The sequence below is a fragment of the Bacteroidota bacterium genome, from assembly GCA_038746285.1.
Lineage (GTDB): Bacteria > Bacteroidota > Rhodothermia > Rhodothermales > JANQRZ01 > JANQRZ01.
Genome location: JBCDKT010000011.1, coordinates 17,365 through 31,382, shown reverse-complemented (window position 1 = coordinate 31,382; position 14,018 = coordinate 17,365). Strand labels below are relative to the sequence as shown.

At 68.0% G+C, this 14,018-nt stretch carries 10 protein-coding genes; 3 read left to right on the top strand and 7 right to left on the bottom strand.

Annotated features, from left to right (window positions below; all coding sequences use genetic code 11):
* Positions 1 to 90: 90 nt before the first annotated feature.
* Positions 91 to 1,101, top strand: coding sequence for a nucleoside recognition domain-containing protein (locus AAGI91_05410; GenBank protein MEM1042049.1), 1,011 nt, complete (start codon positions 91 to 93; stop codon positions 1,099 to 1,101).
* Between the two features lie 87 nt (positions 1,102 to 1,188).
* Positions 1,189 to 1,731: a spore maturation protein gene (locus AAGI91_05405; protein ID MEM1042048.1), complete on the top strand. Its 543-nt coding sequence runs from the start codon at positions 1,189 to 1,191 to the stop codon at positions 1,729 to 1,731.
* 4 nt (positions 1,732 to 1,735) lie between these two features.
* On the opposite strand, the gene AAGI91_05400 is transcribed toward AAGI91_05405, so the two are convergent.
* The 7 genes from AAGI91_05400 to AAGI91_05370 form a co-directional block, all read right to left on the bottom strand.
* Positions 1,736 to 2,836, bottom strand: a complete 1,101-nt coding sequence (locus AAGI91_05400; GenBank protein MEM1042047.1) for a M14 family zinc carboxypeptidase — start codon at positions 2,834 to 2,836, stop codon at positions 1,736 to 1,738.
* A 126-nt stretch (positions 2,837 to 2,962) separates the two neighbouring features.
* Positions 2,963 to 3,436, bottom strand: a complete 474-nt coding sequence (locus AAGI91_05395) for a flavodoxin family protein (protein ID MEM1042046.1) — start codon at positions 3,434 to 3,436, stop codon at positions 2,963 to 2,965.
* 168 nt (positions 3,437 to 3,604) lie between these two features.
* Positions 3,605 to 4,903: a type IX secretion system plug protein domain-containing protein gene (locus AAGI91_05390; protein MEM1042045.1), complete on the bottom strand. Its 1,299-nt coding sequence runs from the start codon at positions 4,901 to 4,903 to the stop codon at positions 3,605 to 3,607.
* 94 nt (positions 4,904 to 4,997) lie between these two features.
* A complete protein-coding gene (locus AAGI91_05385) occupies positions 4,998 to 7,298 on the bottom strand; it encodes a hypothetical protein (GenBank protein MEM1042044.1) in 2,301 nt (766 codons plus the stop codon).
* 34 nt (positions 7,299 to 7,332) lie between these two features.
* Complete coding sequence (locus tag AAGI91_05380) at positions 7,333 to 8,247, bottom strand: DUF3078 domain-containing protein (protein ID MEM1042043.1); 915 nt, start codon at positions 8,245 to 8,247, stop codon at positions 7,333 to 7,335.
* A 103-nt stretch (positions 8,248 to 8,350) separates the two neighbouring features.
* Positions 8,351 to 8,527 (bottom strand): histone H1, encoded by a 177-nt coding sequence (locus AAGI91_05375; protein ID MEM1042042.1) that lies wholly within the window; start codon positions 8,525 to 8,527, stop codon positions 8,351 to 8,353.
* A gap of 136 nt (positions 8,528 to 8,663) precedes the next feature.
* Complete coding sequence (locus tag AAGI91_05370) at positions 8,664 to 9,389, bottom strand: hypothetical protein (GenBank protein MEM1042041.1); 726 nt, start codon at positions 9,387 to 9,389, stop codon at positions 8,664 to 8,666.
* A gap of 158 nt (positions 9,390 to 9,547) precedes the next feature.
* Here AAGI91_05370 and dnaE point away from each other — a divergent pair, with 158 nt between their 5' ends.
* A complete protein-coding gene (gene dnaE, locus AAGI91_05365) occupies positions 9,548 to 14,008 on the top strand; it encodes a DNA polymerase III subunit alpha (protein ID MEM1042040.1) in 4,461 nt (1,486 codons plus the stop codon).
* The last annotated feature ends 10 nt before the right edge of the window (positions 14,009 to 14,018 follow it).

Below are 14,018 nucleotides of genomic sequence, written 5' to 3'. Positions count from 1 at the left end.
GGTTGGGGTGAGCCGAAAAGATACCGCGCCTCGGGCTTGCGGGACGGAGGGCGGCAGGCGTAGTTAGTGGCTCCGCCTCTCCACCTCGCTATGCTGAACTACATCTGGGCCGGGTTGATCGTCTTCAGCTTCGCCTTCGCGCTGTTCCACGACGTCCGCGACCTCGCGCGCAACACGTACCGAAACGACGCGACCCTCCCGCTGACGCTCGCCTTCCCGGACGGCTACGACGCCGAGGCGCGCCGCACGGCCGTCGAGGTCCGTCTCGATCCCGACGCCTACGGCGACTTCTACGCCACCGACGCCCGGCCCGAGGCGCGCTACGACGCGACCCTCATCCGCACGAACGACGGCACGCAGCTCCGCTTCGACCAGGGCGCCGCGCTCCCCGAGCCGCTCGCCACGATCCGCGACGTGACGAACAGCCGCAACGAGCAGCTCCAGGGGGCCGTCGCCTTCGACGCTCCGGCCGGTGCCGCGACCGCCGAAGCCACCCTCGCCTTCGAGCCCGTGCGGTTCGTCAAGATGAACGCGATCGCGGCAGCGGCGCTCGACTTTGCCGAGACGGCGGCGAGCATCGCGCTCAGCCTGATCGGCGTGCTCGCGCTCTTCCTCGGCCTCCTCAAAATCGCCGAGGAATCGGGCATCATCTACACCCTCGTCCGGCTCGTCCGGCCCGTCCTCAAGCCGCTCTTCCCCGAGGTCCCGGATGACCACCCCGCGCTCGGGATGATCGCGCTCAACATGACGGCCAACGTCTTCGGCCTCGGGAATGCCGCTACGCCCTTCGGCATCAAAGCCATGGAGGAGTTGCAGTCGCTCAACCCGACCGACGACACGGCGACCAACCCGATGGTGATGCTCCTCGCCATCAACACGGCGAGCGTCCAGCTCGTCCCGCCGGTGCTGCTCCTCGCGCTGATGGGGCTTCAGATCAACCAGCTCATCTTCGCCATCATCATCACGACCGGCGTCTCGCTCGTCGTCGCCGTCACCGCCGCCAAGCTCCTCGGCCGCCTGCCAAAGTCCCGCGCCTCGGATCCTAATAGGGGGGTAAGAGCGGAAGAGCGGAAGAGCGGAAGAGAAGACTCCGATCTCTGACTTCGCCTCACCCCTCACCGCCTTCCGCCCTCTGTCTTCCGTCCTCTGTCTTCTGCCCTCTGCCTTCTGCCTTCTGACCGCTGAACAATGGAAGCACTTCGTGAAACGATCAGCCTCCTCTCCTACTTCGTCATCCCGGTCATCGTCGTCGGCTTCCCGCTCTACGGGCTGTACAAAAAAGTGCCAGTCTACGAGAGCTTCGTCGAGGGCGCGAAGGAGGGGTTCGAGGTCGCCGTGCGGATCATCCCGTACCTCGTCGCGATCCTGTTCGCCATTGGGATGTTCCGCGCGAGCGGCGCGATGGAATTTCTGACCGACCTCCTCCGGCCGGTCCTCGCGCTCGTCGGCTTCCCGGCCGAAGTGCTGCCGATGGCCATTGTCCGCCCGCTGACCGGCTCGGGATCAGCGGGGATCGTGGTGGACATGATCAACACCTTCGGCGAGGACTCGATCTACGTCAAGATGGCCGCGACGATGTTCGGCTCGACCGAGACGACGTTCTACGTGATCGCGGTCTACTTCGGCGCGGTGAACATCAAGAAGACCCGCCACGCCGTACCCGCCGGGCTGATCGCCGACTTTGCTGCGATGCTCGTCGCGGTGTGGGTCGTCCGGCTCCTCTTCGCCTGAGCGGTCAGCACGTCTCGCCGTCGCTCGACTTCAGGGCGCACTTGAGGCCAAGTTCGATGCAGCGGAGCTGGAGGCGGACGGCGGTCTCGAGGTCGAGCGGGCGCAGACCGTACGGCTCCAGCGTCTCGCCGACGGACTCGCCGCGCCTCAGGCGAAGCTGAAGCTCAGGCAGTTCGTCGCGGAAGGCGAGGTAGGCCGAGGGCACGCCCGGCTCGTGCTCGTACGGGCGCTCGATCACGAAGAGCGGAAGCTCGGTGACGAGGCACAGCGGGTAGCGCTGCCGCTCGGCGTCGTAGCCCGCGACCCGGGCCAGCTCCATCGAGGAGAAGAAGAACTTGCGCGCCATCTCGACGTCGCCCTGCGCCTGGAAGTAGGCGCGCATCGCATCGCCCTGGGGGGTCGTCGAGAAGCCGGGGTCCACGTAGTCGAACCCCTTCTCGCCGCCGCGGTCGTGGTCGTGGAGCCCGAGGCCCGCCTCGGCGGCCGACGTGACGAACGCCTCGCGCAGGACCTCGGTGTGGTCCACCCAGCCGCGCTCGATAAGCAGCATCGCGCCCTCGGAGAAGCCCATCCCGTGGAGGCTCATGTGGAGGCAGAGCGGCGTGAAGTCGAACAGGAAGCGGGAGGCGATGCGGTTCTCGCGGCGCATCACCGGGAAGCCGAACTCGAGGTCGCGCCCCGGCTGCTCGCGCGCGCGGTGCCGGAGGTAGGACTCGACGTCGGGCCACGCGTCGATCCACGAGCGGTTGCGGAGCTCGGCGTCGGGGTTGACCTGGGGAATGACGCGGAACGTGAAGCGCTCCAGGAGTTCGCGGAAGCCGCCGTCCTCGGCGAGCCAGTCGCGGTGGGCGAGCGCGCCGAGGACGAAGGTCCTGAGCGTCTCCGGCCCGACGGGCTCGTCGGCGTGGGCCCCGGCGACGAGGCTGACCGTCTCGGGTCCGTTTCCGAGGGTTACGCCGCAGATCGGGCGTCCCTCTTCGCTCGTGCCGAGGTCGTGGAAGTGCGCCAGGTCAGGGTTCGTGGCGCAGGCGTGGCGAAGGGCGACGTGGGCTTCTTCGTCCGTGCGGAACCGCGAGCCGGAGAGGTCGAAGTCGGTGAGGCGCATGGCTGCTGACGCCTGCGGCGGGCCGTGTTCAGAAGAGAGGAGACATGCTGCGAGAGAAGAGCACTCGTTGCAACAGCCTCCCGCCGGCCCTGTTCCTCTTAGGCGGTTAGTTCGCCCCTAGCAGGGTTAGCCCGCCTCAGTGCGGACCCGCTCGAAGGCCTCAGCGCAGCGGAGCGCCCACGCCTGCGCGCCGTCGAGGTCCTCCACCGAGGGCCCCCCGTTGATCTCGAAGATCGGCGCGGCCCGCGTCGCCCCGAGCCGGTCGAGGCGGTCTTCGAGGCGGTAGGACGCCGTCAGGAAGTACGGGTCGTAGAGGTGGTCGCCGAGGCCGATCGTTCCGTAGGCGAGGTGCGACAGATCGGGAGCGAGCGCGACGAGCGAGTCGTAGAACTCGACCGTGTTGTCGGGGAAGGTGCCCTCGGCCCAGGTGCAGAGCACGACGATCAGGCGGTCGTGCTCCGCCAGCATCTCCGGTACGGCATCCGCCATGTCCACCAGCAGCGACGTGTGCCCGGCCTCGCCGAGCGCCTCGGCCACGTCGTCGGCCACGCGCTCGGAGTTGCCCGTCTGGGTGCCGATCAGGATGAGAATAGGTGACACGGAGGACGGAGGACGGAGGACGGAGGACGGAGGACGGAAAGGTAGACGCTCCGTGCAGACGGTCTCGTTAACTTTCGCGGTTTTATTTGACACTCCCACACTCCCACACTCCCACACTCCCACACTCCCACACTCCCACACTCCCACTCTCTTCACTGCCCACTCTCTTCACTGCCCGAGGGCGTTGCTGACGGCGAGGAGACGGTCGGTGTCGAACGACGGGTCGTAGACGTAGACGAAGGCCGTGTACAGGTTCGGCTGCCCGAAGCCGACCGTCCGCCGGATGCGCTCGCGCTCGCCGGGGTCGTCGGTGACGTACTTGTAGACGTACTGCCCCTGCTTGACGAGCAGGCGGCCCTCGTACCACCGCTCCTCGGCGTTCCACACAAGCTCGCGCTCGGGGTCGATCACCCAGTTGTTGAAGCTGCCCGTGAGGATCACCGGACCAGCAAGCTGCTGCTCGTCCTGCGGGACGTAGCGGAAGAGCACCTCGACGTACTCCGACCCGGTGTCGGCCGGGCCGGCGGCGTCCTCCACCACCGACGAGACGAGACTCTGCCCCGTCAGGTCGCGCTCGAAGAGGTCGCTGCCGAAGCGGGCGTAGTCCAGGTCGAGCGTGACGGTAAAGGGCGAGGTCTCGAAGTCCACAGTCGAGACCTGCGGGCCGGTCTGGAGGAGCGCCAGGTCGAGGTCGTAGAGCGGCTCCTCCGGGGTGAAGGCGGTCTCGCGCGGAAGGAAGAACTGGAAGAGCGACCCGCTGGCGAGCGTCGGCTCGGCTGAGCAGCGCGTGAGCGCGAACCGCCCGTTGCGGGCGAAGCAGACGTTGTAGTCGTAGATCGGGCTGTCGAAGGCCGAAGGCGGACGGATGCGGGCGACCGGCTGGAGGAAGCCGCCGCCGACGCCGCCGGCCAGCCCGTCCTGGATCGCGAACTGGATCTCGGCGGCCTGCTCGGTGAGGAAGAAGGCCCGCTCGAAGAGCACCTCGCGCTCGCGCCCCACCTCGGTCACGCGGAGGACGTAGTTGCCGCTGCGCAGGAACCCGATGTTGGCGTTCGGGAATTGGTAGGTGTAGTGCGTGTAGCGGACCTCGGTCCCGAGCGAGGGCTCGTAGTCGCGCAGGTCGTCGCTGGTGAAGGTGCGGAGGTACTCGACCGGGAGCAGGCTGCGCTGCCAGTTGCGGTCGGCGTGGTAGAAGTAGACGCTGAGCGGCTTACCGAAGTCCTCGAGGAGGTCGAACTCCAGCGTGAGCGTCTCGCCCGAGCCCAGGGGGAGGACGGGCAGCGAGCTTTCGTTTCCCGTCCGGTAGAGCTGCACCGTGCTGATCGCGGCGTCGGTGCGCGAGGTCGCGTAGCCAGTGCCCGCCGCCGACGTGCTCCCGCCGTTGTCCTGTCCCTCTTCCAGGGTCGCGCACCCGGCGAGGGCGAAGAGGGGCAGCAGAACCCAGCAAGCGGCGTTGAATCGGGACATCGGAGGCGGGAGGTAAACGTGGCAGGCGGACGGCCCGAATATGCCGCCCTTGCGAGCAGAAGGCAAGCCTTTTCCGCGTCGCCCGGCGCGGGGTTCAACCAGGAGCGGACAGCACAGGGTCCTCGCGCAGTAGGAGCCACCACAGCGCGTCGGCATAGTCGCGCTGCCGAGCGGCGGCGTGGACAGCTCCAAGCGCGTCGTAGGCGCTCGCGGCCTCTCCGGCGAGGGCAGCGGCTGCGAGCCGGTCGCCGGCGGCGTGGGCGAACCGGCCGGCCCAGGCCAGGCGCTCCGGCTCCACGTCCGACAACTCGGCATCGTTCAGGATCGTTTGCGCGGCAGCGTAGTCGCGCGCGTCGGCCCAGAGCAGTCCGGCCATCAGCTTCGCCGCCGGCGCGGCCTGCTCGGCAAGGCGCTCGGCGCGAACGCCGGACGGGTCGAGCGTGAGCAGGGTTCGCAGCGCGTCGGCCGAGAGGTCGCGGCGCAGCCGGAGCCGCGCCCGCGCTTCGCGCCGGTAGACCGGCGTCTCGTCCCAGGCCCGCCGGTAGACCGCATTGGCCTCGGCCCTGCTTCCGGCCAGCCGGTAGGCGTCGCCGAGCCGGCTGAGCAAGAGCGGGGACGCCAGCGTGTCGGCCGCCGCCACGGCCGCACCGAGGCGCTCCGTCACGCGGTCGGTCTCGCCGCGCGCGAGCAGCACCCGGCCCCAGGCCGCGAGCGGCCACGGCTGCGCCGGATCGACCTCGATGGACTGCTCGAACTGCTGCAGGGCCTCGTCGACCTCGCCCGCGGCGAGAGCCGACGCGCCCGCCCGGTAGGCCCGGAGCCACGGCTCGACCCAGTGCGGGCAGCGCCGCTCGAAGAGCGAGGGCCTCGTGAAGCGGCGCGCGACGAGAGCCGTCGCTTCGGGATCGTCCGGGAGCGTATCGAGCCGGGCCGCCCACCGGGCGGCGAGCGTGTCGAGCGGGAGGCCGTAGACCCGCTCGAAGTCGCCCGAGGCGTAGACCTGCCGGAGCGGATCGGCCCCGTAGCGCCGGTAGAGGTCGGCGACGAACGAGCCGGTGGTGGTGTAGGACACCGCCCCACGCCCGGTCCAGAAGCCGAGCGGCGAGAGCCGCGACGCGAGGGCCCTACCCAGAGGCTCGGCCCCCAGCCCCGCGCCGTAGCGGGCGGCGGCGATCACCTGCGCGTCCGGCGACGGCACCCCGTCCGGCGGCTCGAACGCCACGGCCAGCCCCTCAACGAGCCCGACCGCCGGCGAGGCGCGTAGGATCCCGCCGAACTCGCGCGAGAAGACATGCACCAACTCGTGCGCGAACGACGCCTCGAAGCGGCCCACGAGGAGGTGCATCTGCGGACGCGGGAGCCAGACCGGCGCCACGCTCGTCTGCGCTGCCCCCGTCAGCGCTCCCTTCGTCCGCGCGTTTGGGTAGAGGTAGGTCGCGATGCGCTCCGGCACCTCCACGCCGAGCGCCCGCCGGAGCCGGTCGTACTGCACAGCGTGCGCATCGGCGATCACCTGGAGTTCGCCCGGCGAGATCGCCGCCGCGTCGTAGTAGATGTCAAACCGCTCCGTGGCGAGGTGGCTGCCGAGGCGCGCGCGGATCACCTCCCCGGTCGTGTTGAACCCGAGCAGCGGCGAAAAGGCGTAGGCCAGCCCGATGAGCACGGCGACGGCGAGCAGCGCCCACGCCTCAGGTTTGGAAGAGCGGAAGAGCGGAAGCGGGGAAGAACGCCCCCCCCTTCGCACCTGCCCGTCTTCCGCTCTTCCGTTCCTCCGCTCCTCCGCTCTTCGTCCCAAAAGGACGAGCGCTACTACCCAGAGCAGCGTCAGCCCTCGAAACCAGAACAGTCCGGGCCGGACGGCCAGCTCTTCGTCGTAGATCGGGCCGAGGACGCCGCCCCAGACGTGGTTGTAGGTGTAGAACTGCGGGTGCAGCCCGAGGTCCCACACCACTGGCAGGGCCGCCACGCCGAGGCCGACGAGCACGAACCAGAGCGCGCGTCGCCGCCACCCGACCGCGTCGAGCGCGAATACGAGCGCGACGGCAAGCGCCACGCTCGGCACGGCGAAGAGTAGGAAAAGCCCGAAGCCCTGGGCGTAGCCGCAGTTCGGCCGCCAGAGAAGCGACACCGTCAGCAGTGCCCACGGCACCGCGAGCAGTCCTTCCAGCCGGAGCAGGACCGGCCACAGATCGTCGCCGCGCCGGAACAGTGCCAGCGCCGCCAGGCCCGACGCGAAGAACGCCACCCCGGCGACGACGGCGCTCGACTCGGCGTGGAGCAGCCCGAGGAGCGGCACCGGCCAGAGCGCGAGGCAAACCGCCGCGTAGACCGCCGCGACGACGAGGTAGGGCCTCGCCGTGATCGGTGACGCGCGGTGCGTGGGCTCAGGCTTCATCGTTCCGTCCTCCTCCGTCACGCATCACGCCGCGTCACAGCAAGGTGATCGCCACGCCGATCGACAGCACCTCCTTGAGCTGAATCTCGTCGATCGTGTCCCGGTCGTAGAGCGCGACGAACTCCAGGTTCGTGTTCAGCCAGTCGTTGACCTTGAGCGTGAGCAGGTTCTCGAAGGTGAGGTCCGGGGCCTCATCGCCCACCTGGTTGAACGCCTGGAACAGGCCGAGGCGAGACTGGAGGAAGACGTTCGAGAACAGCTCGCGCTGCGCCTCGGCGAGGAACTCCAGCCCGGCCTCGATGCGGACCGACTCGTCGAGTTCGTTGCCGTAGACGGGCCGCAGCCGCTCGATGAGCACGATCGTCTCCTTCGTCGCGAAGCCGAGCCGCGCGGTGTACCACCGGCCGGGGTCGTAGGTGATGCCAACCGACTGCGTCCAGAGCGCCGGGGCAAAGAAGTCGGACACCTTGAGCCGCTCGCCGGGCACGAAGAAGCCGAGGCTGTCGAGCACCGGGTACTGCGCGGGGTCGGGGTCGAAGTCGAAGCCCGCCGCAAACTGAGTGCGGATGTCGGTGGCGAACGTGGGCTGGAAGACGCCGGTGCCGGTGTACTGGAGTTCGAACGCGTAGCGGATCACGTCGCTCGACTTGCGGAAGTTGAGCGTGTCCTGCTTGATGACGCCGAAGGCGAGCCGGGCGCTGTGGGTCTGCTTGAAGCGCCCGACGAGGCGCTCGAAGATGCCGGTCGTCCCGGCGGTGAAGGAGAGCGCGTCGAGCCCGCCCTCCTGCCAGTTGCTGTAGGCCGCCTGGCTGAAGGCGAGTTGGCCGGTCAGGTTGGAGCGCCAGCCTTCGGCTTCGGTGAGGGGCGCGTCCTCATCCTCTTGGGCGAAGGCGGGCGTGAGTGGCAGAGCGAGGCCCAGGAGGATCAGGAGCGGGGTAGCGCGGAGCATGGCGGGGTGAGCTAGAGGGTGAAAGACACGCGGGGGCGATGCAAAGAAGGGCTACGCCGAAGCCGGCGCAGCCCTCGAAAATCGTGTAGCGCGGGACGCGGCACTACATGCTGCTCTTCTTGTCCTGGACCTCGACCCGGATGTCCTGGGCCATCTTCTTCAGCTCCTGCATGCCCTTGCGGACTCGGGTGCCGGCCGCCTTGTTGCCCTTGTCGTAGAACTGGGTGAAGTCGCGCTCCATCGAGTCCACGTATTCCTTGAGATCGTCGAAACGAGCCATGCGTTGAATCCTCCTGAGTTGGGGTGAAAGGACGGGCAGGCCGGTCGTCGGCCGCCCCCCGGGAATGGGTTGGTGCGCCGAAAGGATAGCACTCCCGGCGCAATGTGTCAAGGAGGATACGGCCTTTTTGATCGATTTAAGGCGATTTTTCGGAGCCTGCCAGCCTGACCGCCGTGCCTCGGAGCGGCGGCTTCCGCAGTCCCGACCGGCCGACGACCCCGACCTCCGCCCCGGAACGGAGCGCCGCGCGCACCGCCTCCGGCTCCGGCAGGGCTCCGGCTGCAAGCTCCTCCAGGCTGATCCACGCATGCTCCGAATCGCCGTTTTCTCGGCTTCTAAGCGGTTGTTTGAGTAGCATCGTAACGGTCGCCTCGGTCCCCACGTCGGCTAGCCCCGCCGCCAGGGCACCCGCCACGGCGCCGCCGTTCACCTCGCGCACGCCGGCCTCGTCCGACGCCGTAAGCGCTGCCACGACCGGCACGGCGCGCTGAACCACGAGATCGCGCAGCCAGCCCACGTTTTCGGCCCGCACCCCCGCCTGGTCCTGCACGACGAGCCCCCGGCCGCCCGCTTCGAGCGCAATCGCCGCCACACCCGCCTCGTTGAGCGAGGCCGCGATCTGCCGGTTCAGGTTGCGCGCCGCCCGCGCCACGAGCGTCCGGTCCTCCGCCGTCTCGGCGACGAGGACACCGTCGTCCCACCGTACTACCTGGCCCCGCGCTTCGAGCGCCCGCTCCGCCGCCTCGCCCGCGCCGTGGACGAGCAGGCACGGCGCGCCGAGGCCCAGCACGTCGCGCGCAAGCCCGTTGAGGAAGAGCGGGTCGCCGAGGTGGTAGCGGTCGAGGTAGAGAACGTGGGTCATGTTCAGAGGACGGTGGACAGAAGACGGTAAGACGGTGGATGGGCCAGCGGTCTGTCGTCCGCGGTCCGAAGGCGAGTTATCCACACCGCTTGAAGTCTCGCCCGGTCTCCCTGTTTCTTCCGGGTGCCCGGTCCATCCACCCAACACCCCGCCCCGCCGTGCCCGAGTTCTGCCACCTCCACTGCCACACCCAGTACTCGCTCCTCGATGGCGCGGCCCGCATCAAGAAGCTCGTCGGGCGCGCCGCCGAGATGGAGATCCCGGCCCTCGCCATCACCGACCACGGGAATCTCTTCGGCGTCCCCGAGTTCTACACCTACGCCCGGCGCGAGGGTGTCCAGCCGATCATCGGGTGCGAGTTCTACGTCACGCCCTCGGGGATGGGCGACACGAGCGACCGGACGCGCTACCACCAGGTGCTGCTCGCCAAGAACGAGGCCGGCTACCGGAACCTGATCAAGCTCTCGTCGATGAGCTACACCGACGGGTTCTACTACAAGCCGCGCATCGACCGCGACACGCTCCGCGCCCACAGCGAGGGCCTCGTCGCCACCACCTGCTGCCTCCAGGGCGAGGTCCTGCAGACGATCCTCAAAAAGGGCGAGGACGAAGGGCTGAAGGTCTTCAAGGAATACCTCGACATCTTCGGCGAGGACTACTACATCGAGATCCAGGACCACGGCATCCCGGACCAGCAGACGTGCAACGCGGTGCTGCTCCGGTGGGCCGAGCAGTTCGGCGTCCGGGTCGTGGCGACGAACGACGTCCACTACGTCCACCAGGACGACGCGGCGGCGCAGGACGTCCTCCTCTGCCTCCAGACCGGCCGGGCCTTCAACGACCCGAACCGCATGCGCTTCGAGAACGACCAGTTCTTCCTGAAGTCGATGCCGCAGATGCAGGCCGCCTTCGCCGCGGCCGTCGGCGACACCGTCGTCGTCGACCGCGCGCTCGACACGACGCGGGAGATCGCGGACAAATGCACGCTCGAGCTCGACCTGGGGACGCTCCTCATGCCGCACTTCCCGATCCCCGAGTCGTTCGACGCGCCCTCGGCCTACCTCCGGCACCTCGTCTTCGAGGGCGCCAAGATGCGCTACGGTGGGGCCGTCTCCGAGCCGGTCCGCGAGCGGCTCGACTACGAGCTCGCCGTGATCGCCGAGATGGGCTACGACGGCTACTTCCTCATCGTGCAGGACTTCACGACCGCCGCGCGCGACCTCGGCGTCTCCGTCGGGCCGGGGCGCGGCTCGGCCGCCGGAAGCTGCGTCGCCTACTGCCTCGGGATCACGAACATAGACCCTCTCGAGTACGACCTCCTGTTCGAGCGCTTCCTCAACCCCGAGCGCGTCTCGATGCCGGACATCGACATCGACTTCGACGACCGGGGCCGCGCGCGCGTGATCGACTACGTCGTCGAGAAGTACGGGCGCGAATCCGTCTGCCAGATCGTGACCTTCGGGACGATGGGGTCGAAATCGGTCATCCGCGACGTGGCGCGCGTGCTCGACCTCCCGCTGACCGAGGCCGACCGCATCGCCAAGCTCATCCCCGACGGCGTCAAGGTCTCGCTCGACGACGCCCGGAAGGAGGTCCGCGAGTTCGCCAAGCTCTACGAGTCGCCCGACCCGCAGGTGCGGAAGCTCATGCACTACGCCTCGGTCCTCGAAGGCTCGGCCCGGCACACCGGCGTCCACGCCGCCGGCGTCATCATCGCCCCCGGCGACGTCTCGCAGTACGTCCCCGTCTCGATCCAGAAGGGCAAAGGCGGCGCGGGCGACGCGGTCGTGACGCAGTACGACGGCAAGTGGATCGAGGAGTTCGGCCTCCTCAAGATGGATTTCCTCGGCCTTAAAACGCTGACCGTCCTCGACGACGCCCTCGCGCTCATCAAAGAAGGCCACGGCGTCGAGATCGACCTCGACACGCTCGGGCTCGACGACCCGGAGACGTACAAGCTCTTCCAGCGCGGCGAGACCGTCGGGGTGTTCCAGTTCGAGTCCGAGGGGATGCGCGAGTGGATGCGCAAGCTGAGGCCGACCGGGATCGACGACCTGATCGCGATGAACGCGCTCTACCGGCCCGGACCGATGGACCTCATCCCGACCTACATCGACCGCAAGCACGGCAAGGAGGTCGTCGCCTACCCGCACCCGATGCTCGCCGAGATCCTGGAGCCAACGTATGGCATTCCCGTCTACCAGGAGCAGGTGATGCAGATGGCGCAGACGATGGGCGGCTACACCCTCGGCGGCGCCGACCTGCTGCGCCGGGCGATGGGCAAGAAGAAGCAGGAGGAGATGGACAAGCAGCGCGTCGTGTTCGTCGAGGGCGCGGCGCAGAATGAGGTCAACGCCCCGAAGGCCAACGAGGTCTTCGACATGATGGCGAAGTTCGCGGGTTACGGATTCAACAAGTGCGCCCACGCTCAGACGAAGGTGCGCCTCGCAGACGATACCAAGATGACGCTCGCCCGCGCTTACCGTGAGCAGCCGGATGAGCTGATGGCGATGTGGCCCGATGGCGAGATCCGCCCGCACCGAGTCTCTCGGATCGTCAAGACGGGCAAGAAACCGCTATTGAAGGTGACTACCGAATCGAGGCGCGTCATCAAGGTGACGTCTGAGCACCGTCTGCTCACAACGGAGGGCTACCTCGCGGTAGAGGAAATGGAGGTCGGTACAGAGCTGATTACGGAGCCTCGGCCTGTGACCGAGGCCCAGCGGCGAGCCCGGCGAGCCACGATGACCCGGATCAACAAACGGCCTGCGCAGCGCGCCCGTGTTTCGAAGCGGGTAACGGCGTACCAAGCGGCTCGGCCATATGAAGAGCAAGCTGCTCACATGCGGCGCATGCACGACGAGTACCCCGACCTGACACGGAATGGCGTTGCAGCCATGCACGACCGCGTCCGGTGGCTCCACGCCAACGACCCAGAGTGGCGCAAGGCCCAAATGCAGCGGACTCTCGCCAGCGTGCGCTCGGCATACGATACAGGTCCAGGGTTTGGGATTTGCTCGATTGCGTCGAACGGGATGTGGTGTGCGAGCCAACCCGAACGCGATATGTGCGAGTGGCTCATTGAGCAGGGTATCGAGTTCGAGATGCACAAAGTGCTTGGAAACGGGCGCGTCTGCGATTTTTACTTCGACGGGGTCTATTGGGAAATGGACGGGATGGACCGCGAGCCTGCCTACTTCGCAGACAAGTACGGTGCCCTCCCGTTCGTCGTCGTGACGCCGGAGGACTTCCGGACCATCGTATCGCGTCACCTCGCTCTAGAACATGCCGAGAACGGCGACCCTATCGCGCAGATCGAATCGTGCGGCGAGGCTGTGACTTACGATGTCGAGATGGCACCCAACGGCCCGCTCAACTTCATCGCCAACGGAATCGTCTCGCACAATTCCCATTCGGCGGCCTACAGCCTCGTCGCCTATCACACGGCGTACCTCAAGGCGCACTACCCCGCCGAGTTCATGGCGGCCTACCTCACGAACGAGTCGGGCGACTCGAAGAAGCTGGCCATCGCGCTCGACGAGGCGCGGCGGATGGGGCTGGCCCTCCTCCCGCCGTGCGTGAACCACTCCGAGCACCACTTCAACGTCGAGGCTGGAGACGATGGGCGGCAGGTCCGGTTCGGGCTCTACGCCGTCAAGGGCGTCGGGGCCGGGGCGATCGAGGCCATCGTCGCCGAGCGCGACGAGCACGGGCCGTACCTCAACCTGTTCGACTTCTGCAAGCGAGTCGACCTCGCGGCGGTCAACAAGTCGGCCCTCGAGGCGCTGGCGAAGGCGGGGGCGTTCGACTTCTCGGAGGCGCACCGGGCGCAGCTTGCCCACGCCGCCGAGGGCGCCCACCGGTTCGGGCAGCAGCACCAGGTCAACAAGGCGCTCGGCCAGAACTCGCTCTTCGGCGGCGACGGCGACAGCGGCCAGGACGACTTCGAGCCGAGCCTCCCGCACGTCGAGCCGTGGACGCGCGGCGAGCAGCTTCGCCACGAGAAGGACCTCGTCGGGTTCTACGTCTCCGGCCACCCGCTCGACGCCTACGAGGCCGAGGTCAACGCCTTCGTCTCGGCCTACCTCGGGCGCGGCGACGACATCGACCTGGAGCGCGAGCAGAAGGTGTGCGGGATCATTACCGAGGTCAAGGAGATCACCACCAAGTCCGGCAAGCCGATGGCGTTCCTGACGCTCGAAGACCAGACCGGCCAGGGCGAGGTCGTCCTCTTCACGAAGGTCTTCGAGCGCCACAGCCACCTCCTCCGCACCGACGAAGTCGTGATGGTGCGCGGCCAGGCCGAGGTCCGCGGCGGCGTGAAGATCAAGGCTACGGCCCTCGACCCGATGTGGAAGGTCCGCGAGCAGTACGTCAAGAAGATCATCCTCCGCCTCGACGCCGACGCGACGCCGGTCGAGGCGATGGACGAACTGTGGGCCCTCTGCGAGCGCAACCGGGGTCCGGCCCAGCTGATGTTCGACGTGCGAACGCACGCCATCCCGAAGCCGGTCCGTCTCCGCGCACAGAAGGGCATGGTGGAGCCGACGCCGGAGCTGATGCAAGGCATCTACCGCCTCTTCGGGCGGGAGATGGTTATGCTAGAAGGCGAGGCCTAGCCATGACTCA